24 protein-coding genes are annotated in these 21,519 nt (G+C 63.5%); 16 read left to right on the forward strand and 8 right to left on the reverse strand.

Annotated features, from left to right (window positions below; genetic code table 11):
* Window positions 1-80 precede the first annotated feature (80 nt).
* The 9 genes from infC to AC1DYW_RS03350 all read left to right on the forward strand — a co-directional run bounded on the left by infC (window position 81) and on the right by AC1DYW_RS03350 (window position 7,691).
* Entirely contained in the window at window positions 81-617 is a 537-nt protein-coding gene (infC, locus tag AC1DYW_RS03310) for a translation initiation factor IF-3 (protein WP_010912915.1), read from the forward strand.
* Between the two features lie 266 nt (window positions 618-883).
* Window positions 884-1,510: a methyltransferase family protein gene (locus AC1DYW_RS03315; RefSeq protein WP_095083153.1), complete on the forward strand. Its 627-nt coding sequence runs from the start codon at window positions 884-886 to the stop codon at window positions 1,508-1,510.
* A gap of 214 nt (window positions 1,511-1,724) precedes the next feature.
* Entirely contained in the window at window positions 1,725-1,928 is a 204-nt protein-coding gene (gene rpmI / locus AC1DYW_RS03320) for a 50S ribosomal protein L35 (RefSeq protein ID WP_006201248.1), read from the forward strand.
* A 93-nt stretch (window positions 1,929-2,021) separates the two neighbouring features.
* Entirely contained in the window at window positions 2,022-2,423 is a 402-nt protein-coding gene (gene rplT, locus AC1DYW_RS03325) for a 50S ribosomal protein L20 (RefSeq protein ID WP_006201247.1), read from the forward strand.
* A gap of 96 nt (window positions 2,424-2,519) precedes the next feature.
* Window positions 2,520-3,605 carry a phenylalanine--tRNA ligase subunit alpha gene (gene pheS / locus AC1DYW_RS03330; RefSeq protein ID WP_477225105.1) on the forward strand — a complete coding sequence of 362 codons (1,086 nt, stop codon included), beginning with the start codon at window positions 2,520-2,522 and terminating at the stop codon, window positions 3,603-3,605.
* Window positions 3,602-4,024 (forward strand): GFA family protein, encoded by a 423-nt coding sequence (locus tag AC1DYW_RS03335; protein WP_477225106.1) that lies wholly within the window; start codon window positions 3,602-3,604, stop codon window positions 4,022-4,024. The genes pheS and AC1DYW_RS03335 overlap by 4 nt, the downstream gene beginning before the upstream one ends.
* Window positions 4,021-6,429 carry a phenylalanine--tRNA ligase subunit beta gene (gene pheT, locus AC1DYW_RS03340; protein WP_477225107.1) on the forward strand — a complete coding sequence of 803 codons (2,409 nt, stop codon included), beginning with the start codon at window positions 4,021-4,023 and terminating at the stop codon, window positions 6,427-6,429. Before AC1DYW_RS03335 ends, pheT begins: the two co-directional genes overlap by 4 nt.
* A 13-nt stretch (window positions 6,430-6,442) precedes the next feature.
* A complete protein-coding gene (locus tag AC1DYW_RS03345) occupies window positions 6,443-7,033 on the forward strand; it encodes a prolyl hydroxylase family protein (protein WP_477225108.1) in 591 nt (196 codons plus the stop codon).
* Between the two features lie 55 nt (window positions 7,034-7,088).
* On the forward strand, window positions 7,089-7,691 hold the full coding sequence (locus AC1DYW_RS03350) for a nucleotidyltransferase family protein (RefSeq protein WP_477225109.1): 603 nt from the start codon (window positions 7,089-7,091) through the stop codon (window positions 7,689-7,691).
* Between the two features lie 107 nt (window positions 7,692-7,798).
* Here AC1DYW_RS03350 and AC1DYW_RS03355 read toward each other — a convergent pair whose 3' ends face one another.
* Window positions 7,799-8,794, reverse strand: coding sequence for an aldo/keto reductase (locus AC1DYW_RS03355; RefSeq protein WP_477225110.1), 996 nt, complete (start codon window positions 8,792-8,794; stop codon window positions 7,799-7,801).
* 175 nt (window positions 8,795-8,969) lie between these two features.
* On the opposite strand from AC1DYW_RS03355, the gene AC1DYW_RS03360 reads away from it, so the two are divergent.
* The 6 genes from AC1DYW_RS03360 (at window position 8,970) to AC1DYW_RS03385 (ending at window position 14,411) form a co-directional block, all read left to right on the forward strand.
* Window positions 8,970-9,860: a LysR family transcriptional regulator gene (locus AC1DYW_RS03360; protein WP_477225111.1), complete on the forward strand. Its 891-nt coding sequence runs from the start codon at window positions 8,970-8,972 to the stop codon at window positions 9,858-9,860.
* 129 nt (window positions 9,861-9,989) lie between these two features.
* Window positions 9,990-10,568, forward strand: a complete 579-nt coding sequence (locus AC1DYW_RS03365; protein ID WP_477225112.1) for a cytochrome b — start codon at window positions 9,990-9,992, stop codon at window positions 10,566-10,568.
* 71 nt (window positions 10,569-10,639) lie between these two features.
* A complete protein-coding gene (locus AC1DYW_RS03370) occupies window positions 10,640-11,215 on the forward strand; it encodes a YceI family protein (RefSeq protein ID WP_477225113.1) in 576 nt (191 codons plus the stop codon).
* A 78-nt stretch (window positions 11,216-11,293) separates the two neighbouring features.
* Entirely contained in the window at window positions 11,294-12,280 is a 987-nt protein-coding gene (locus AC1DYW_RS03375; protein WP_477225114.1) for a Gfo/Idh/MocA family protein, read from the forward strand.
* A gap of 81 nt (window positions 12,281-12,361) precedes the next feature.
* Window positions 12,362-14,017: an FAD-binding dehydrogenase gene (locus AC1DYW_RS03380; protein WP_477225115.1), complete on the forward strand. Its 1,656-nt coding sequence runs from the start codon at window positions 12,362-12,364 to the stop codon at window positions 14,015-14,017.
* Between the two features lie 202 nt (window positions 14,018-14,219).
* On the forward strand, window positions 14,220-14,411 hold the full coding sequence (locus AC1DYW_RS03385) for a hypothetical protein (RefSeq protein ID WP_457150097.1): 192 nt from the start codon (window positions 14,220-14,222) through the stop codon (window positions 14,409-14,411).
* On the opposite strand, the gene AC1DYW_RS03390 is transcribed toward AC1DYW_RS03385, so the two are convergent.
* Together AC1DYW_RS03390 and AC1DYW_RS03395 are read right to left on the reverse strand one after the other, a co-directional pair.
* On the reverse strand, window positions 14,399-14,596 hold the full coding sequence (locus AC1DYW_RS03390; protein ID WP_457150098.1) for a hypothetical protein: 198 nt from the start codon (window positions 14,594-14,596) through the stop codon (window positions 14,399-14,401). The two genes, AC1DYW_RS03385 and AC1DYW_RS03390, sit on opposite strands and share 13 nt — an antisense overlap.
* Window positions 14,596-15,006 (reverse strand): hypothetical protein, encoded by a 411-nt coding sequence (locus AC1DYW_RS03395; protein WP_457150099.1) that lies wholly within the window; start codon window positions 15,004-15,006, stop codon window positions 14,596-14,598. Before AC1DYW_RS03395 ends, AC1DYW_RS03390 begins: the two co-directional genes overlap by 1 nt.
* Window positions 15,007-15,100: 94 nt before the next feature.
* Here AC1DYW_RS03395 and dapA point away from each other — a divergent pair, with 94 nt between their 5' ends.
* Entirely contained in the window at window positions 15,101-16,054 is a 954-nt protein-coding gene (gene dapA, locus AC1DYW_RS03400) for a 4-hydroxy-tetrahydrodipicolinate synthase (protein WP_457150100.1), read from the forward strand.
* On the opposite strand, the gene AC1DYW_RS03405 is transcribed toward dapA, so the two are convergent.
* The 5 genes from AC1DYW_RS03405 to AC1DYW_RS03425 form a co-directional block, all read right to left on the reverse strand.
* Window positions 16,013-16,333 (reverse strand): hypothetical protein, encoded by a 321-nt coding sequence (locus tag AC1DYW_RS03405; RefSeq protein ID WP_477225116.1) that lies wholly within the window; start codon window positions 16,331-16,333, stop codon window positions 16,013-16,015. The two genes, dapA and AC1DYW_RS03405, sit on opposite strands and share 42 nt — an antisense overlap.
* Window positions 16,334-16,464: 131 nt before the next feature.
* Window positions 16,465-17,403, reverse strand: coding sequence for an alpha/beta hydrolase (locus tag AC1DYW_RS03410; protein WP_477225117.1), 939 nt, complete (start codon window positions 17,401-17,403; stop codon window positions 16,465-16,467).
* A 10-nt stretch (window positions 17,404-17,413) separates the two neighbouring features.
* On the reverse strand, window positions 17,414-18,196 hold the full coding sequence (locus AC1DYW_RS03415) for a carnitinyl-CoA dehydratase (protein WP_477225118.1): 783 nt from the start codon (window positions 18,194-18,196) through the stop codon (window positions 17,414-17,416).
* Entirely contained in the window at window positions 18,189-20,267 is a 2,079-nt protein-coding gene (locus AC1DYW_RS03420) for an acetate--CoA ligase family protein (RefSeq protein WP_477225119.1), read from the reverse strand. Before AC1DYW_RS03420 ends, AC1DYW_RS03415 begins: the two co-directional genes overlap by 8 nt.
* Before the next feature lie 84 nt (window positions 20,268-20,351).
* On the reverse strand, window positions 20,352-21,515 hold the full coding sequence (locus AC1DYW_RS03425) for an acyl-CoA dehydrogenase family protein (protein ID WP_457151090.1): 1,164 nt from the start codon (window positions 21,513-21,515) through the stop codon (window positions 20,352-20,354).
* Window positions 21,516-21,519: the final 4 nt, after the last annotated feature.

The following is a 21,519-nucleotide window of genomic DNA, read 5'->3' on the forward strand; positions in this document are numbered from 1 at the left end:
GCCCGCGCGCTTACCACATTGGCGCGTCCACGCATCAATATCCGCAAACCCTGAACGAAACGGCCAAGGAGACCACGACCATTCGCAGACCTTTCAAAGCAGCGGCGCCGACCAAGGATGGCCCGCGCTCCAACCGTGACATCCGGGTTCCCCGGGTCCAGCTTATCGACGCCGAAGGCCAGAACCGCGGCGATGTTTCAATCAACGACGCATTGCTGCTCGCCGAAGAGGCTGGGCTCGATCTCGTCGAGATATCGCCCAATGCGGTGCCCCCCGTCGTAAAAATCCTCGATCTCGGCAAGTTGAAATACGCCAACCAGAAGAAGGCGGCCGAGGCGCGCAAGAACCAGAAGGTCATCGAGATCAAGGAGATCAAGATGCGCCCCAACATCGACAGCCATGACTACGAGACCAAGATGAAGGCGGTTCGCCGCTTCTTCGAGGAGGGCGACAAGGTCAAGCTGACTTTGCGTTTCCGTGGCCGCGAGATGGCGCATATGGAACTCGGCATGCAGCTTTTGAACAAGGTTCGCGAGGAAGTGGCGACCATTGCCAAGGTCGAAGCGGAACCGAAGCTCGAAGGCCGCCAGATGATGATGGTGCTGGCGCCGCGCTAGGGGTGCAGTGAGATTGTGGTCAGGCGCCGTTTGCAGGCCGGCATCACCTGAACGTCAACACATCGAGATCACGATGACGTCAGGCTTGGTCACCGCGCTCTAAATCCGCCTGAATTGTAGTACAGGGCGTCCCGGCGATCGGCGGGACGCCTGCTTCCTGGCCACAGCTGCGATCGCTGGCTCTGTTTTCATGTATGTCGTCTTCCCAAAACCGGGGCCACTTTTGGGCGACATGCATTAGGCTCCTCGACGATCGGATTCCTCCCTTGGACAAAGAACTCAAATACGGGCTGGGTAACTACCAGCGCACGCGCAGAATAGTGCTTGCCGTGCTCGTGGTCGTGTTGTTCGCCGCACTGCTGTTTGGCCAATCGACCTTCCCGCCCGATACCGCGATGCATGAGACGATCGAGATGTTCGGCGTGCTGCTGATTTTTCTCGGCATCGTCGGCCGCCTTTGGTCGACGCTCTATATAGGCGGGCGCAAATCTTCCGAAGTTGTGACGGGCGGACCCTATTCGATGACCCGCAATCCGCTCTATGTGTTCTCGACCGTGGCCGCGGCCGGCGTCGGCGCGCAGATCGGTTCGTTCTCCGGCATCATTCTCTTTGCTGTGCTGTGCGCGGGTGCCTTCCATATCGTCATCCTGCGGGAGGAGAAATTCCTCAAGGAAGCGCTTGGTGCGCCCTATCAGGCCTATCTGGCGAGGGTGCCGCGCTTCTTTCCGAACCTTTCCCTCTACCAGGAGGGCGATACGGGCAGCTTCAAGCCGCGCCTGCTGTTGACCACGCTGCTCGATGGCCTGGTGTTCCTGATGGCGCTGCCGGCCTTCGAACTGATCGACGGCGCCCAGCAGTCGGGCATGCTGCCGGTCTGGTTCACACTTCCCTGATCGAGGGCGGAGCATTCCGCGAACGAGCGGCGCAGTGGGTGTTGCACAGCCGCCTGCTTTGACGTATAGGACCGCGTTCCAAAAAACCGCCCGGCAGGGCATGCCGTGGCGGTTTCATTTGCTTTTCGGGCTTTGGTCGGCCTGAAGCGAACAAAACAAGAGGTGCTGCGTGCCAGAGGCACGGACAGCGACCTCATAGAAACGGAGTAGCAAAATGCCCAAGATGAAGACCAAGTCCGCCGCCAAAAAGCGGTTCAAGATCACAGGTACGGGTAAAGTCCTGTCGGCTGCAGCCGGCAAGCGTCACGGCATGATCAAGCGTTCCAATAAGTTCATTCGAAATGCCCGCGGCACGATGGTTCTGGCTGAACCGGATGGCAAGAAGGTCATCAAGAATTTTCTGCCGAACGGCCTCTAAGGCATTCGGTCCGGACACGCATTTGTTTTACGCAATTCCGAACGGAAAACCGCTAGGCACTTTTCCTGGAATTGCTTTTAAGGAGATCATGACATGGCACGCGTAAAGAGAGGCGTCACCTCGCACGCCAAGCACAAGAAGGTCCTGAAAGCCGCCAAAGGCTTCTACGGCCGCCGCAAGAACACCATCCGCATCGCCAAGCAGGCGGTGGAAAAGTCGCTGCAGTACGCTTACCGCGACCGCAAGAACCGCAAGCGCTCGTTCCGCGCCCTGTGGATCCAGCGCATCAACGCCGCGACCCATGAGCACGGCCTGACCTATGGCCGCTTCATCGACGGCCTCAACAAGGCCGGCATCGAGATCGATCGCAAGATCCTGTCGGACATGGCCATCCATGAGCCGCAGGCTTTCGCCGCACTCGTGGCCAAGGCCAAGGTTGCGCTCGAATATCTGAAGAACACCACGCCGAACGCTTTTGAAAGCGCTGTCGCCTAAGCCAGCGCTTCCCAAGCATTCGAAATTCTGATTTGGGGAACCCGCGCTGGCACGGCTGGCGCGGGTTTTTCTTATGCCTTTTGTCGGGTCTGGAACATGAGTGACATGGAAACTCTCGAAAATTCCCTGATGGCTGATATCGCATCGGCCGCGGACGAGGCCTCGATCGAGGCAGTACGCGTTTCGGCGCTGGGCAAGAAGGGCTCGGTTTCCGAGATGCTGAAGACGCTTGGCGCGATGAGCGCCGAGGAGCGCCAGCTCAAGGGCCCTGTTATCAACGGCCTCAAGAACCGCGTCACTGATGCACTCTCGCTGCGTCGGGCCGAGCTGAAGGATGTGGCGATCACCGCCCGCCTGGCCGCCGAAAAGGTCGACGTGACGCTGCCCGTACGGCAGTCGCCGGCCGAGCGCGGCCGCATCCATCCGATCAGCCAGGTCATCGACGAGATCGCGGCGATCTTCGGCGACCTCGGCTTCTCGATCGCCGAGGGCCCGGACATCGAGACCGACTATTACAATTTCACCGCGCTGAATTTTCCGGAAGGTCATCCGGCGCGCGAGATGCACGACACCTTCTTCTTCCAGCCGGACGAGAAGGGCGATCGCAAGCTTTTGCGCACCCACACCTCGCCGGTGCAGATCCGCACGATGGAGACGAAAAAGCCGCCGATCCGCATCGTCATTCCGGGCAAGACCTACCGGCAGGATTCGGACGCCACCCACTCGCCGATGTTCCATCAGGTCGAGGGGCTGGTGATCGACAAGACGGCCAACGTCGCCAACATGAAGTGGGTGCTGGAGGAGTTCTGCAAGGCCTTCTTCGAAGTGCCCTCGGTCAAGATGCGGTTCCGGCCGTCCTTCTTCCCGTTCACCGAACCGAGCCTCGAGGTCGACATCCAGTGCGACCGTTCGCGGCCCGGCGAAGTGCGCTTCGGCGAAGGCTCCGACTGGATGGAGATCCTCGGCTGCGGCATGGTGCATCCCAATGTGCTGCGCCATGGCGGGCTCGACCCGGACGAATACCAGGGCTTTGCCTGGGGCATGGGCATCGACCGCATCGCCATGCTGAAATACGGCATGCCGGACCTGCGCGCCTTCTTCGATGCCGACGTGCGCTGGCTGTCGCATTACGGATTCAGGCCGCTCGACATGCCGACGCTGTTCGGAGGCTTGAGCGCATGACAGCCGCCCACGCCGGCGGCTGCCGCTGCGGCGCCGTGCGGTTCGAGGCCTCGGCCGGACCGCACCACGTCAGCTATTGCCATTGCGGCGATTGCCGGCGGGCGAGCGGTGCGCCGGTATCGGCCTTTGTCGGCTTCCTGGTCGGTCAGGTGGCGTTCACCGGCAAGGCACTGAAGATGTATGAGAACGGGCCGGTGACGCGCTCGTTCTGCGGCGTCTGCGGCTCGCCGATCGCCTATGTCGACGAGCGGCTGGAGGACGTCATCTATTTCACGCTCGGCGCCATGGACATGCCGGCCGATTTCCCGCCGACGCTGCATGCCTATGTCAGCGAGAAGCTTCCCTTCCTGCAAATATCCGACGATCTGCCGAGACATCTGAAAACAAGCGTCAAAAGACCAGACGGAACAGTCCCATGAAATTCACCCTCTCCTGGCTCAAGGACCACCTCGAGACCGACGCCACCCTCGACGAGATCGTCGAGCGGCTGACCTCGATCGGCCTCGAAGTCGAGCATGTCGACGACAAGTCGAGCCTGAAACCGTTCGTCATCGCCAAGGTGTTGACGGCGGTGCAGCATCCCGATGCCGACCGGCTGCGCGTGCTCTCTGTCGACACAGGCGACGGCAAGCCACCGGTGCAAGTCGTCTGCGGCGCGCCGAACGCCCGCGCGGGCCTGATCGGCGCCTTTGCCGCGCCCGGCGCCTATGTGCCCGGCATCGACGTGACGCTGACGGTCGGTAAGATCAGGGGCGTCGAAAGCCACGGCATGATGTGTTCGGAGCGCGAGTTGGAGCTTTCCGACGAGCACAACGGCATCATTGACCTGCCTGAAGATGCGCCTGTCGGCACCAGCTTTGCTGCCTATGCGCATCTCGACGATCCGGTCATCGAGATCAACCTGACGCCCAACCGGCCGGACGCGACCAGCGTCTACGGCATCGCCAGGGACCTGGCGGCGAGCGGGCTTGGCACGTTGAAGAGCACTGCGATCGACGCGATCCCGGGCAAGGGCGAGACGCCGGTCAAGGTCACGATCGAAGCACCAGAGCTCTGCCCTGGTTTCGCGCTGCGGCTGGTGCGTGGCGTCAAGAACGGCCCATCACCGAAATGGCTGCAGCAGCGGTTGATCGCCATTGGGCTGCGGCCGATCAGTGCGCTGGTCGACATCACCAACTATGTCACCTTCGACCGCGGCCGGCCGCTGCATGTGTTCGACGCCAGGAAGGTTGCCGGCAACTTGACCGTGCGGCGCGCGCGCGATGGCGAAAAGGTGCAGGCACTCGACGGCCGCGAATACACGCTGACGCCGGAGATGTGCGTCATTGCCGATGAGGATGGCGTCGAGTCGATCGCCGGCATCATGGGCGGCGAGCATTCGGGCTGCGACGAAAACACGTCGGACGTGCTGATCGAATCGGCTCTCTGGGATCCGATCACCACCGCCCGCACCGGCCGCACGCTCGGCATCATCACCGACGCGCGCTACCGCTTCGAGCGCGGCGTCGACCCTGAATTCATGGTGCCCGGCGTCGTGCTGGCGACCAGGCTGGTGCTCGATTTCTGCGGCGGCACGCCGACCGAGATCGAAGTGACCGGCTATGCCGGCTACCAACCCAAGATCGTTTCCTTCCCGCTGTCGGAAGTGAAGCGGCTGACGGGCATCGAGGTGCCAAGGGCGGAAAGCCTTGATATCCTGTCGCGCCTCGGCTTCGAGGCGCAGGGCTCGGGCGATGTTGTCGACGTCGCCGTGCCGTCCTGGCGCCCCGATGTCGATGGCAAGGCCGACCTGGTCGAAGAGGTCATGCGCATCCACGGCGTCGACAACATCGCGCCGCAGCCGCTTGGCGCGCATCACGCTGTCAATGCGAGGATCCTCACCACGCTGCAGGTCCGCACCCGCACGGCCAAGCGCGCGCTTGCCGTGCGCGGGATGATGGAGGCGGTCACCTGGTCGTTCATTCCGGCCAGGCACGCCGAACTGTTCGGCGGCGGCCAGACGGCACTGAAGCTTGCCAACCCGATCGCTGCCGACATGTCCGACATGCGGCCGTCGCTGCTGCCGGGGCTGATCGCCGCTGCCCAGCGCAACGCCGACAGGGGCATCGGCGACGTCGCTTTGTTCGAAGTGTCGGGCACCTATGAGGGCGACGGCGCCGACCAGCAGCGGCGCGTTGCTGCCGGCGTCCGGCGCGGCACCGCCAAGCTCGATGGCTCCGGTCGCAACTGGGCCGGCAATTCAGGCGCGGTCGGCGTATTCGATGCCAAGGCCGATGCGATCGCCGCGCTCGAAGGCTGCGGCGCGCCGGTCGACCGATTGCAGGTCGAGGCCGGCGGACCGGCCTGGTATCACCCTGGCCGCTCCGGCACGATCAAGCTCGGGCCGAAGACCGTGCTCGGCACCTTCGGCGAGTTCCATCCCAAGACGCTGGAAGGGCTCGATGTCTCCGGTCCGCTCTGCGGCTTCGAAGTGTTCGTCGACGCCGTGCCCGAGCCGAAGGCCAAGCCGACCAAAACCAAGCCGAAGCTCGAACTGTCCGCCTTCCAGGCGGTCAAGCGCGATTTCGCTTTCGTCGTCGACAGGACGGTCGAAGCCGGCACGCTGGTGCGCGCGGCACTCGCCGCCGACAAGAAGCTGATCACCGCTGTCTCGGTCTTCGATATTTTCGAAGGTGCATCACTCGGCGAAGGCAAGAAGTCGATCGCCATCGAGGTGTCGATCCAGCCGGTCGAAAAGACGCTGACCGACGAGGATTTCGAAGCCCTGGCCAAGCGCATCATCGAGAATGTCTGCAAGCAGACGGGTGGCGTGCTCAGGACCTAGAACGGATGCCATGATGGCTCACACCAACGAGCTTTCCACCACTTGGCTGGCAACGCATATCGGGACGATCGACGGCTTCCTGGATGATCAGGAATGCGCGGACCTGATCGCTGACAGCGAACGGCGCGGTTTCGAGGCAGCCAGGGTGAACAGCGCCGGCGGTGCGACCGTCGTGAAGGAGCTTCGCAACAACGACCGGGTTGTCTTTGACGACGAGGACCTTGCGGATCTGCTCTTTGCGCGGGCGCGCCCACTGCTCTATCGCGGCCTTGGCGACTGGCGGCTGACGGGACTGAACGAGCGTTTCCGATTCTACAGATACGGACCCGGCCAGAAGTTCGATTGGCACAATGACGGCTATTTCGAGCGCAATGCGTCGGAGCGCAGCCAGTTCACCTTCATGATCTATCTCTCGGATGGATTTGATGGCGGCGGGACTTCGTTTCGGGGCGAGATGCCGGGCTATGACGGCACGAACCTCGTGGTGAAACCCAGGAAAGGCATGGCGTTGGCCTTCTATCACCCGATCGAGCATCGCGGCGACGAGGTGCTTTCGGGGTGCAAATATGTCATCCGGACTGACGTGATGTACAAGCGCCAATGACAGCGCAATGAGCTAAGGGATTGCAGGCAAGTGGCGAATCGCCCTCCAAAGGGCGATGGACCATTTGCGCTATTCCGGGCTCCCGTTCGAGGCACAACGCGCGGCGTTTCTGGACATTGTGTCGAGAGATGCGTTGCTGAGTGATGCTCTGGGTCGGGCGCGGCGTCTTGCCTTGCCCGACTGGCTGCTGGTCTCCGGCGCGCTCTACAACACCGTCTGGAACGAGCTTACCGGCAAGCCGTCGGGTTACGGCATCAGGGATGTCGACCTGTTCTACTTCGATGACAGCGACCTCTCCTATGAGGCTGAGGATGGCGTGATCGCCGCTGCCGCTCCGGTCTTCGCCGGGCTGCCGCTGCCGGTCGAGGTGCGCAACCAGGCCCGTGTCCATCTCTGGTATCCTCTGAAGTTCGGACAGCCGTGCCCGCGCTACACGAGTTCCAGCGACTCGGTCCGCCACTTCGCCTCCAAAACCGACGCGGTCGGCGTCCGTTTCGACGCGGATGGGCAGCTTGACCTCGTGGCGCCGTTTGGCCTCGACGACATCTTCTCGTTTCGCATCACACCGAACCGGATGATGGACAACCGCCAGACGCATGAGGCCAAGGGCGCGCGTGCGAGGGCCTGCTGGCCGGAGATCACTGTCTATCCTTGGTGATGTCGGCGGGACAGAGGGGGTGTTTCGCGCCAACGTCTCGCACCTCCACGCGGTGCAAAAAGGAGGCGCCGCAGCGCCCCCTTTCAACTATCCGGCGGTGACTAAGCTCACCCATTCACAAGCGCCAGCAACTCCTCGGTGTAGCGCTTGCCGGTCACCTTATCCGGCGACAGCGCCTCGCCGATCGTTTGCACTTCGGCCGCGCTCAGCTCGATCCCGGCCGCCGCCGTGTTCTGTTCCAGATGGCGGATTTTCCGCGCGCCGGGGATCGGCACGATGAAATCGCCCTGGTGCAGCACCCACGCCAGCGCCAGCTGCGCCGAGGTCACGCCCTTTTCAGCCGCCATTTTCTCCAGCGTGGCGATGACAGCGGCGTTGGCCGCCATGGCGTCGGCCTGGAAGCGCGGCTGGCCACGGCGCCAGTCGTCGTCGCTCAAAGTCTCGGGCTTGGCGATCGTGCCGGTCAACAGACCACGGCCGAGCGGGCTGTAGGGGACGAAGCCGATGCCGAGTTCGCGGCAGACGGCGAGCACCTCGTCCTCCGGATCACGGCTCCACAGCGAGTATTCGCTTTGCACGGCCGACATCGGATGCACGGCATGCGCCCGGCGGATGGTTGCCGCACTCGCCTCCGACAGGCCGAGCGCCCGCACCTTGCCTTCGCGCACCAGTTCGGCCATGGCGCCGACCGTGTCCTCGATCGGCACGTTGGGATCGACGCGATGCTGGTAGTAGAGGTCGATGACATCGGTGCCAAGCCGCTTCAGCGACGCCTCGGCGACCGCCTTGACATGTTCGGGGCGGCTGTCGACGCCGGCTATGCGGTCGATGCCGGTGCCTTCCTCCAAAATCTTGAAGCCGAATTTGGTGGCGATGGTCACCTTGTCACGAACCGACTTCAGCGCCTTGCCGAGCAGGATCTCGTTCTCGTAGGGGCCATAGACTTCCGCCGTATCGAAGAAGTTGACGCCGATCTCGACGGCGCGGTGCAGGGTGGCGATCGCCTCGGCCTCCGCCTGGCCGCCATAGACAAAACTCATGCCCATGCAGCCGAGGCCGACGGGATAGACGTTCAATTCAGTTCCTAGCTTGCGGGTTTGCATCACGCGTCTCCTTGTTGCGATGCTTAACGCGTCGACAACGCGCTTTAAGTCTTAAGCATGTCGTTGCCCCCAAAACCGCTGCGCGCTTTTGGGCGACATGCATGGGGAGATAGCGCCTTGCTTTCCGTTCGATAATCGTCTCTCTTTTGCACGGCTTGTTCCAAGAAATAGATCAATGAATCGAACGAACCTCTCCCAACTCGTGGTGTTGGCCACCGTCGCCCGATGCGCCAGCTTTCGCGGGGCCGCCCGCGAACTTGGCATCGCGCCTTCGGCGGTCAGCCATGCGGTGTCCAGCCTGGAGGCGAGGCTGGGCGTTCGTCTTCTGGCCCGCAGCACCCGCAGCGTCGCCCCGACCGAGGAGGGCGCGCAGCTGCTTGAACGGTTGCGGCCGGCACTTTCCGAGATCGACCTTGCACTGGAGACGGCGGTCGAGGCGCGCGACCGGCCGGCCGGCAATCTTCGGCTCAGCGTACCGCGCACCGCCGCCCATCTGGTGTTGACGCCACGGCTCGGTGCGTTCGCGGCGGTCTATCCCGACATCGTGTTGGAGATCGTCATCGAGGATCGTTTCACCGATGTCGTCGAAGGTGGTTTCGACGCCGGTGTGCGACTTGGTGAGAGCTTGCAGCGCGACATGATCGCGGTGCGCATCGGGCCGGACATTCGTGGCGCGGTGGTCGGCGCGCCGTCTTATTTCAAAACCATGCCCAGGCCACACCACCCGCGTGAGCTTGCCGGTCATCGCTGCATCCGCTTCCGCTTCTCCAGTGGCATCCTCTACCGGTGGGAGTTCGAGAAGGGCGGCGAGGCGATCGAGATGGCCGTGCAGGGACCGCTTGTCCTCGATGAGGACCATCTGATCGCCCAAACGGCCGTCGATGGTGCCGGGCTAGCCTTTGTCTTCGAGGATTATGTCGCCACGCCGCTCGCCGACGGCCGACTGATCCGCGTGCTGGAGGACTGGTGCCCGCCTTTCGATGGGTTCTTCGTCTACTATCCCAGCCGCCGCCAGATGCGGCCGGCGCTGCGCGCCTTCGTCGATTTTTTCAAGGTGAGCGGATAACTTCACCCTCGCCCTTGTTGGGAGGGTCGCGCAGCAACTGCCGCAAGGCGGCTTTTGCGAAGCGGGGGATCTCGTAGGGCGCAGGGTGAAGCGAAGGAAGAAAGTCCCCCCGGCATTCGTTCACGTCCCATGCAGGCATCGATTACCAACAGCACGACCCGGTATGGCTGGGGTGCGATCATTCTTCACTGGCTTATTGCGCTGATCTTCATCGGCCAGTTCGGGCTCGGCTTCATCATGGTGCGGCTGGCCAGCCAGCGCACTGCCTTCGAACTGATCCAGCTGCACAAATCCTTCGGCTTTCTGCTGCTCGGATTGGTGATCCTGCGCATCGCCTGGCGCTTCGGCAATGCGGCGCCGGCGCTGCCGCGCTCGGTTGGAACCTTGGAGCGGCGGGCCGCGCCACTCGCTCACATTGCGCTCTACGCGTTTCAACTGGCCCTGCCCTTGTCCGGCTGGGCGCTGGTGTCGGTGTCGATGCTGGAGATCCCCAGCCTGCCGTTCAACCTTTTCCTCATGCCGAACCTGCCGCTGGCCGAATCGGATGCGGCCGAAAGCTTCTGGGCGTCAGCGCATTGGTATCTCGCCTATGCCGGCATGGCCCTGGTCGTGCTGCATGTCGCGGCGGCGCTGCGTCATCATTTCCAGCTCAAGGATGGCGTGCTCACACGCATGATCACGCCTTCGTCAGAGGACAGTGCGGAATAGAGCGGCCGGGTCATTCGTTCATTGGGTGAGGGCGCGCAGGAAATGCGCTGCCTACAACAAGGAACACCTCAATGTACACGCGTATCCTCGGATTTGCGGCGGTCGCCGTTTGCTTTGCCATGCCGGCTTCAGCGGCAATCGCGCTTGGTGATGCCGCCGGCAGTTACGCGATCAGCCCGGCCAACTCCTCGATCCACTTTTCCATCGGCAAGGTCGGTGGCGGCGGCCTCGATGGCGCCTTCGGCCGCTTCAAAGGCTCGATCCGCATCGACAACAGCGACGTCGCCCGCTCGCAGGTCAATTTCACCATATTTCCCGAAAGCGTCGGTACCGGCCAGGGCCGCATCGATGCCTTCCTGCGCTCGGACGCGGTGTTCGATGCCGCCGACAGCCCTGAGATCCAGTTCCGCTCGACCAGCGTGACCCGCACCAGCGACACCACGGCCCTCGTCAGCGGCCGCCTGACGGCGCGCGGCAAGACGTTTCCGGAAGAATTCACGGCCCAGCTTGGCGACCTCAAGGCCGGCACGATAAAATTCCATGTCACCGGCAAGGTGCTCAGGTCACGCTACGGCATGGATGTCGGCACGCCTATCTATTCCAACATCGTCGCCTTCGACATGACGCTGACGGGCAAACGGGGCTGATCCAGGCAGTCCTGGTCATTGGCTTTTCCTGAGATTTCGGGCAAACCTCGTCGCCTGCAATCGCTATGGAGAAGCCTGATGTTTCGATGGGGTGTGTTGTCGACGGCCAAGATCGGCCGCGAGCAGTTGTTGCCGGCAATGGTCGACGCGGAGAACGGTGTTCTGTCGGCGATCGCCAGCCGCGACCTGTCGAAGGCCAAGGCCTTGGCTGAGCGCTTCGGCGCGCGCCATGCATTCGGCTCCTATGAGGACCTGCTCGCCTCCAGCGAGGTCGACGGCGTCTACATCCCGCTGCCGACCTCCCAACACGTCGAATGGACGGCCAAGGCGATCGAGGCCGGCAAGCACGTGCTGGTCGAAAAGCCGCTGGCGCTCGACGCCAAGGACATCCTGCCGCTAATCAAGCTGCGCGATGCCAAGAAGGTGCTGGTCTGCGAGGCCTTCATGGTCATCTACCACCCGCAATGGATCAAGGTGCGCGATCTCATCGCCAGCGGCGCGATCGGCCGCCTGCGCCACGTCCAGGGCGCCTTCTCCTATTACAATGTCGACCCCGACAACATGCGCAACAAGCTCGATCTCGGCGGCGGCGCGCTGCCCGACATCGGCGTCTACCCGACCGTCTCGACGCGCTTTTCCACCGGCAAGGAGCCGCTGCGCGTCCAGGCGACGATAGAGCGCGACAAGACATTCGGCACCGACATCTATTCCTCGATCCGCGCCGATTTCGGCGACTTCGAGCTGTCCTTCTACCTGTCGACGCAGATGGCGGCGCGCCAGGTCATGGTGTTCCATGGCGAGAAGGGGTTCATCGAGGTGTTTTCGCCCTTCAACGCCGGGCTCTACGACCATCACCGCGTCGAACTGCACAACCAGAACCACACGGAGGCGCAGGTATTCCGCTTTCCCGGCACCCAGCAGTACCGGCTGGAGGTCGAGACCTTCGCTCGGGCCGCACAGGGTGGCAAGGAGCGGGTCTTCACTCTGGAGGAATCCGTGCTCAACCAGAAGGTCATCGACGCCATCTTCCGCGCTGGCGGCAAGGAAGGTTGGGAAGCCGTCTAGCCAGCCCTTTGTTCGACGCAATTCCGGAGGGAAAACCGTTCACGCTGGAATTGCTTTAGCCGGCAAATGGGGAGGGGAAAGATGGCTGACGATGCGGACGTGATCATTGTCGGCGCTGGCCTTGCCGGGCTGGTCGCCGCCGCCGAGCTTGCCGAGGCCGGCAAGAGAACCGTCATCGTCGACCAGGAGCCGGAACAGTCGCTCGGCGGCCAGGCGTTCTGGTCGTTCGGCGGGCTCTTCCTCGTCGATTCGCCCGAGCAGCGGCGCATGCGCATCCGCGATTCGCATGACCTGGCGCTCGAAGACTGGCTGGGCACCGCCGCTTTCGACCGCCCGGAAGATTACTGGCCGCGCAAATGGGCCGAAGCCTATGTCGGCTTCGCCGCCGGCGAGAAGCGCTCATGGCTGATGCAGCGCGGCCTGAAATTCTTCCCCGTCGTCGGTTGGGCCGAGCGTGGCGGTGGCAATGCCATCGGCCATGGCAATTCGGTGCCGCGCTTTCACGTCACTTGGGGCACCGGCCCCGGCGTGCTTGAACCCTTCGTCCAGCGCGTCCGCGAAGCCGAGAAAAGCGGGCTGATCCGCTTCAAATTCCGCCACAGGGTCAACGAATTGACCCGCACGGGCGCCACCGTCGACGGCGTGCGTGGCGACATCCTGCAGCCGAGCACCGTCGAGCGTGGCCACAAGAGCTCGCGCGACATATCAGGCGATTTCGAGCTTCATGCGCAAGCCGTTATTGTCGCCTCCGGCGGCATTGGCGCCAATCACCAGCTTGTCCGGGAAAACTGGCCGCAGCGGCTGGGCGCGGCACCCAAGCGCATGATCACGGGCGTGCCCGATCATGTCGACGGCCGCATGCTGGCGATCACCGAAGCGGCCGGCGGCAGCGTCATCAATCGCGACCGTATGTGGCACTATGTCGAGGGCATCAAGAACTGGGCGCCGATCTGGACCGATCATGCGATCCGCATCCTGCCCGGCCCGTCATCGCTGTGGCTCGATGCCAGGGGCAAGCGCCTGCCGGTGCCGCTCTATCCCGGCTTCGACACGCTGGGCACGCTCAACCACATCATGAGTACCGGCTTCGACTATTCCTGGTTCATCCTGACCAGGAAGATCATCCAGAAGGAGTTCGCGCTGTCGGGCTCCGAACAGAACCCCGACCTGACCGGCAAGAGCTGGCGTCAGGTGCTCGGCCGCGCCACGTCGGGCATTCCGGGCCCGGTGAAGGCGTTTATGGAGAAGGGCGAGGATTTCATCGTCGAGGCCGACCTGCCGAAGCTGGTCGCCCGTATGAACGCACTGGCCGGCGGCGAGCCGCTGCTCGAACTCGCAAAGGTCGAGCGCGAGATCCGCGCCCGCGACCGGCAGCTCGACAATCCGTTCTCCAAGGACATGCAGATCACCGCCCTGCGCGGCGCCCGCGCCTATCTCGGCGACAAACTGATCCGCACGGCCAAGCCGCACAAGATGCTCGACCCGGCAAACGGTCCGTTGATCGCGGTCCGCCTCAACATCCTGACCCGCAAGACGCTGGGCGGCCTGGAGACCGATCTCGACAGCCGCGTACTGGGTGCCGACGGCCAGCCGGTGGCAGGGCTTTATGCCGTTGGCGAGGCCGCAGGTTTCGGTGGCGGCGGTGTGCATGGCTACGCGGCGCTTGAAGGCACGTTCCTCGGCGGCTGCATCTTTTCCGGCCGCAGCGCCGGTCGGGCGGCCGCCGCAGTGGCGTGAAACGGCGACAACGCGATCCGATTTCCAGCCCTGGGTCCCACATACGCCCAGGCGATAAACATATGACTTTTTTATATTTTTCAGTTTTCGGCCGCCTCGAATACAAATGCGGATCCTTTTATCTTTCTGAGTGCGGCCGGTCCTGAGCCGCTGCAGGCAGTCACCACCTCGTGGCGACAGTTAAGAGAGAAAGAAGTCTTCGATGTTCCTCTCAGACGGGCTCTATCTGCCCACCCATCGTCCGCTGCCGGCGTCGCAGCTTGAGCAAGCGCGGCGTGCTGCCAACAACAATCGCAGGCCGGTCAGACTGGTCGCGCCCTTCACTCCGACATGGTGGCTCCTGGTCGCCGGCGGCTTGCTGGTCGCCGCCACCATCGCTGCTCAAGTTTCCTGATCGCAAAGCAGAAGATTATCATGCAACGTTCTCATATCCCCTCTGACGGAAACGCCCTTCACCGTTTCGTGGTCGGGCGCGACGGCGAAGGCCACTGGATCGCGCGCGACGAAGAAGGCATGACCGGCGGTGTTTTCGCCGACAGGACCTCGGCTGTTCGTTTCGCCACGATGGAAAGCGGTCATCAGGCCGGCGCGATACGCTTCGCCCCGGCAAGCGTGTGCCTTTCCCTCTTCAACTGATCCTGTTTCCGGCTGCTTTCACCGTTCCGGAACGTCTGACCATGGACACGTCCAACACTGCCGATCTGGCCGGATTGTTCGATCGTCTCCCGCATGTCGGCAGGCTGCTCGAACACCAGCTGTGGGAGGCCGCACGCGGCCTGTCGCTCGACAGATCGTCCCAGCAAGGCCGGCGGTTTGCCGGCCTGGTCGAGGCCGGCGCCACGCTCGACGCCGTCCTCCTGCTCGTCGCCCTCTCGAAACCGGAGCGCTCGGTTTCGTCGCTCAGCAGGATCGGCGAGCGATGGTTTTGCACCATTCAAACCCCGCCTGTAGCGACGCCGGGCAACGCCTGCATAGCCGAAGCGGAACATACCGATCTGGCTGCAGCGGTGCTCTCGGCTTTGCTTCTTACGCACGTCGAACAGGCGGCGTCCTCAAACAATCACCAAGGAGAATTTGATTGCCATGACACCCGAACAAGCACGAACGCGCCTGACCGGAGCGATGACCGCGCTGGTAACGCCATTCACCGACGGCGAGGTCGACCTGAAGCAACTGACCACGCTGCTGCGCTGGCAGATCGAACAAGGGATCAACGGGCTGGTGCCGTGCGGCACCACCGGTGAGTCCCCGACCTTATCGTGGGAGGAGCGCCTCGACATCATCGCGCTCTGCGTGAAAATTGCCGCGGGCAGGGTGCCGATCATCGCCGGCACCGGGACGAACAGCACCGAGACGACGATTGCTCTTTCGACAGCCGCCGAGGCTTTCGGGGCCGACGCTGCCCTCATCGTCACGCCCTACTACAACAGGCCGAGCCAGGAGGGGATATTCCGCCACTTCGAAGCGGTCGCCAGCAAGGTCAAGATACCGATAATCGTCTACAACGTCCCGGCCCGGACCGGTGTCGACCTGTCGCAGGAGACGGTCGAGCGCCTGGCGCAGATTCCAACCATCGTCGGCATCAAGGACGCCACTGGCGATGTGAACCGCCTGTCCTCGCTGCCCGCCGTGCTGAGGCGCCGTTTCATTTGCCTGTCCGGCCACGACTCCACGTCTTTCGGCTTCAACTCGATGGGCGGGCGTGGCACGATCTCCGTGGTCTCCAACGTCGCCCCGCGACTGTGCGTCGAGATGCATGATGCCTGCCGGCAAGACGACCACCACACCGCTCGGGCCATCCATCATCGCTTGCGGCCACTCATCGCGGCGCTCGAGCTGGAGAGCAATCCGGTACCGGTCAAGTACGCCCTGCATCTGGCGCTGGGGCTGAGCCCGGACGTCCGCTTGCCAATGACCCCTGTCCGTCCTGAAACTGCGACGGCAATTCGAGAGGCGATGGTGACTTTGAACGAAGGTGGACCCAGCGCAATGCAATCAGGACGGATTGCGGTCGCGCCTGCTCAGCAGCGGTTTTGATGGAGCGGCCTTGCCGTCGGCGGCATAAACCAGGCCCGGTTGGACGATCCATTCGCCAGCCCGCAGCGCTTCGACATCGAAACGCCCATCGGCGTCGCGCGTTGCAACGCCGACATAGCGATATCGGGATCCGCTCGCATCGATGACCGTATCGGCGATCGGATGGCCGGCGAGCCGGCCGATGATCGCGCCTTGTTCTCTGAGGTTTGCCAGGACGAAATATTCCGTAGGCACCCTGCGGCTGACCCTGGAGGTCAGCCAGACTGAATGTGTTCTCATGGTCCTTGAAGCCAGTCTGTCGTTCCGGCCGCCGTCGAGCGGCGGCCCGGAAGTACTTAATCGCTGGCCGCATAGGAATTCGAGAGCAGGTTTTGGCCTGAATTATATACGCCGCATATGGATGACGGCGCTCAGGGGACCCATTCGCCCGTTCCCAAAGCGGCTACCGCATCGACGATCCGCGTAAAGCTGGCGCGGGCGCGGCCGACCGTGTGCCGGGCTCGCAGATAGCCATGCACCAGCCCAGGTTCCTCGAACCAATATGCCCGTCCGCCGGCGGCGGCGACGCGTGCGCGATAGGCTTCGCCGTCTGATGACAGCGGGTCGCACTCGGCAGTGATCAGCACCGTCGGCGGCAGATTGGCGAAGTCGCCATCGGCGAGCGGCGACAGCGTGATGTCACCGGTCCCATCCACGCCGCCGGTGCGGACGTTCTTGTAGAATTCCAGGTCGCGCACGGTCAGCATCGGCGCCTCGGCATGCGTCACATAAGAGCCGCGCGAGCGGTCGCCGCCGAGCCCGGGATAGATCAGCACCTGCCCGATCGGCTTGCGCTGATGGCCGCGTGTCGCATGGCTGACGGCAGCGGCAAGATTGCCGCCGGCGCTGTCGCCGCAAAGCACGATGGGATGGTCGCGATTGGCGGTGGCCCATTCGAAGGCGCTCATCACGTCGTCGAAGGCCGCCGGATGCAGGTGCTCCGGCGCCAGCCGGTAGTCGACCGAAACCACCTCATAGCCGGTGCGGCCGCAGAGCTCGGCGCAGACATCGTCATGGCTGTCCAGCCCGCCGAGGATGAAGCCGCCGCCATGGAAGTAAAGCACCGTCGCCTTTGCCTGCGGCGCGCTTTGGTAGATGCGGATCGGGATATCATTGGTGGGCGTTGCAATGGCAGAGGTTTCGACCGCAACACCCTCGGGATAGCCGGCAAAGAATTCGCGGCACATGCGGTCATAGATCTCCCGCTGCTGCGCGATCGTGTAGTCGATCGTATCAGGCGGATAATAGGAATTGGTCCGCTCGATGAAGGCCCAGGTCTCGGCGTCGATGAGGGCTTTGTAGTCGGTCATGGGGCCGCCACTACTTCCCCTTCCAAACCGGCTCGCGTTTCTCGGCGAAAGCGCGAAAACCTTCCATATTGTCCTCGGAGCCATAGAGGGCATCGACGGTCGGCAACTGGCGGCGCGTTACCTTGTTCATCGCGTCCTGGAAGGTGAGCGCCTCGGCCACCCGCGCCGTCTCCTTGATTGCGGCAAACACCAGCGGCGGGCCGCCGGCGAGCAACCGGGCGATCTCCCAGACACGGTCCTCGAGCTTCTCCTTCGGCAGCACTTCGTTGACCAGACCCCAGCGATGCGCCTCCGCGACATCCATCCACCGGCCGGTGAGCAAAAGGTCCATGGCCACGTGATAGGGGATGCGCTTCGGCAGCTTGATCGTCGCGGCATCGGCCAGCGTGCCGGCGCGGATCTCGGGCAGCGCGAAGGAGGAATGATCGGAGGCGTAGATCAGATCGCACGACAGCGCCAGCTCGAAGCCGCCGCCGACTGCCATGCCGTTGACGCAAGCGATGACAGGCTTGTTGAGGTCGCGCAGCTCCTGCAGGCCGGCAAAGCCGCCGACGCCATAATCGCCGTCGACCGCATCGCCGCCGGCAGCCGCCTTCAGATCCCAGCCGGCGCAGAAGAACTTGTCGCCGGCGGTCTTGACGATGGCAACGCGCAGGTCCGGATCGTCGCGAAATGCCTTGAACGTCTCGCCCATCAGCCGCGAGGTCTTGAGGTCGATGGCGTTGGCCTTGGGCCGGTCGAGCGTGACCTCGAGGATGGTGCCCTCGCGACGGGTCGAAATGACGTCAGCCATTCTTCTTGTCTCCCAGCACCAGCAGCGCGTCGGCGATCCAGGCGCCCTTGCCTTCGGTGCAGACGATCAGCGGGTTGATGTCGAGTTCCTCGATCTCGCCGGCATTCTGCTGCACGAAGGCGGCAATGCCCGAGATAGCCTCGATGGCCGCGGCGACATCGGCTTTCGGCCGGCCACGATAGCCTTCGAGCAGCGGGAACAGTTTGAGGCCGCGCAACGCTGCCTCGATGTCGTCGCGGGTTGCCGGCAGCATCAGCGTGACGCTGTCGCGCAACAACTCGACCAACACGCCGCCGGTGCCCAGCGTCATCACCGCGCCGAACATCGGATCACGGGTGAAGCCGACGATCAGTTCGGCGACGCCGTCGCGCACCATGCGCTCGACATAGAGGCCGGTGCCGAGCGGCAGCAGGTCATGCGCTGCCGTGCTGACGGATTCGGCGTCCTTGAGGTTGAGCCTGACAGCACCGACCTCGGATTTGTGGGTGACGCCCAGCGCCTTCAGCGCCACCGGAAAGCCGAGCGCCATCGAGGAGATCACCGCCTCGACGGCATTGGCGGCGCGTTCGCCCTTGGGCACTGGCAGGCCGGCCTTGATCAGCCGCGATTTCGCCTCGGCCTCGTCGGGCGTGATGTGGTCGCCACCGGGCGCACCGGAGGCGGACGTGTCGATCGGCTGCGCCTGCGGTTCGCGCCATGCCCAGCCGATGAAGGCTGCCGCCTGGGCGGCGTCCATGGCCTCGGAAATGCCGAACAACGGCACCATGCCACGCGCCATCAGTCCGGCCGTGTATTCTTCCGGCAGGTTCTCGGGCAGTGAGGAGACGATGGCGCCTTGCGCTTTGTTGGTCTTCAGCGCCGATTCGAAGGCACGCAACGTCGCCCACCAATCGGTGTCCGAGCAGCGGTCGGGGCGCGGAAAGTCCAGCACCAGCATGTTGAGATCGAAACCGCCCGACACCATGGCGGTGAAGGTGGCGGTCATCGCCGGCTCGTTGTTCCAGATGAAGGTGTGGTAGTCGAGCGGGTTGGCCACCGCCACCAACGGCCCGAGCGTCGATTTGACATGAGCGCGGTGCGAACCGGTCAGGTCAGGGAAATTGACCCAGCGGCCTTCGGCGCTGTCGGCCATGACGGAGGCCTCGCCGCCCGAGCAGCTCATCGACGACAGACGATAACCGGGCAGCGGACCAGTGACGTGCAGCAGCTTCAGCGCCTCGATGAAGGCGGGGATGGAATCGACGCGGGCAATGCCGAGCCGCCTCAGGAAGGCTCCCGAGGCCGCGTCCGAACCGGCCAGCGAGGCGGTGTGCGAGACTGTCGCCTGCCGCGCCTGTTCGGAACGTCCGACTTTCATGGCGATGATCGGCTTCTTCAGCTCGCGCGCCCGGGCCGCCAGCCGTTCGAAACCGGCTACCGAATCGAAGGCCTCGATATGCAGTCCGAGCGACGTGACCCGCTCGTCCTCGATCAGGCCAAGCGCCATTTCGGACAGGCCGGTCTGCGCCTGGTTGCCGGCGGTCATGAGGAAGGCGATCGGCAGGCCGCGCTTCTGCATCGTCATGTTGATGGCGATGTTGGACGACTGGGTGATGATGGCGACGCCCTTGCCGCCCTCGGCCAGCCTGATGCCGCCATGCTGGTCGGGCCACAGCAGTGCGCCATCGGCATAATTGATCAGGCCATAGCAATTCGGCCCGATGATCGGCATCTGGCCCGCCGCCGCGACGAGCTCGGCCTGCAGCCGTTCGCCGTCGTCGTCATAGGCTTCGGTCTCGAGGAAGCCTGCGGCAAAGCAGACGGCGCCGCCGGCACCGCGCTCGGCCAGCGCCTTGACCACCTCGATGGTCAGGTGGCGATTGACGCCGACAAAGGTGGCATCAGGCGCGCCGGGCAGATCGGCCACCGAACGATAGGCCTTGCGGCCGGCCACCTCGTCCTTGTTCGGGTGTACCGGCCAGATCTCGCCGGCAAAGCCCATCTTGATCGATTGCGCGACGACGGCGGCAGCCTGCGCACCGCCGAAGACGGCGATCGACTTCGGCCGCAGGAGACGTTCGAGTTTATGCATGATGGTTTTCTCGTTGGAGCATGATCTCGGGACAAACGAGATAGTTTGTCCGAGAAAACCGGATACCACTTTTCGCGATCATGCTCAGGCTCCAAACGGGCGCAGCAGCGCCCGTGAAATGATGTGGCGCTGGATCTCGGACGTGCCTTCCCAGATACGCTCGACGCGCGCGTCGCGCCAGATACGCTCCAGCGGCAGGTCGTCCATCAGCCCCATGCCGCCATGAATCTGGATCGCTTCGTCGGCGACGAAAGCAAGCATTTCGGTGGCCTTCAGTTTGGCCATGGCCATGTCCTGATCGGTGACGGTGCCCTGATCGTACTTCCAGCCGGCTTCGAACACCATCAGGTCAGCCGCCTTCAGTTCCGTCGCCATGTCGGCAAGCTTGAACGACACGCCCTGGAACTTGCCGATCTGCTGGCCGAACTGCTGGCGCTGCGCGGCATACTCGACGGCATGGCCAAGCGCCCGCTCGGCGCGGCCGAGGCAGGTGGCCCCGACCTGCAGCCGGGTGGCGCCGAGCCAGGAATTGGCGACGTCAAATCCCTTATGGACCTCGCCGAGCACCTGGCTCGCGGGAAGCCGGCAATCATCGAATTCGAGGATGGCGTTGGTGTAGCCGCGATGCGAGACGTTGCGATAGCCGTCGCGCACGGCAAAGCCCTTGGTGCCCTTGTCGACGAAAAAGGCGGTGATCTTCTTGCGCTTGCCGCGAGGCGAATCCTCTTCGCCCGAGGCCATGAAGACGATGGCGAAATCGGCGAGATCGGCATGGCTGATGAAGTGCTTGGTGCCGTTCAGCACCCAGTCGTCGCCATCCTGCACCGCGGTCGCCTTCATGCCGCGCAGATCGGAACCGGCGCCCGGCTCGGTCATCGCCAGGCAGTCCCATTTCTCGCCACGGATGCAAGGGAACAGATATTTTTCGCGCTGCTCCGGCGTGCCGGCCAAAAGGATGTTGGACGGCCGCGCCACGCAGGTCCAATGCAGGGCATAGTTGGCGCGGCCGAGCTCCTTTTCATAAAGCAGCCAGGTCACCGTATCGAGCCCGGCGCCACCGACGTCCGCCGGCATGTTGGCGGCGTACAGGCCGGCTTCGATCGCCTTGACCTTGATCTCCTCGATGAGTTCGCGGCGCAGCACGCCGGTGCGCTCGACCTCGCGCTCATGCGGATAAAGCTCGTTTTCGACGAAGGCACGCGTCGTCTCGACGATGAGTTTCTGTTCCTCCGACAGCCCGAAATCCATGGGG

The organism is Mesorhizobium sp. P2_D5 (genome assembly GCF_056404355.1).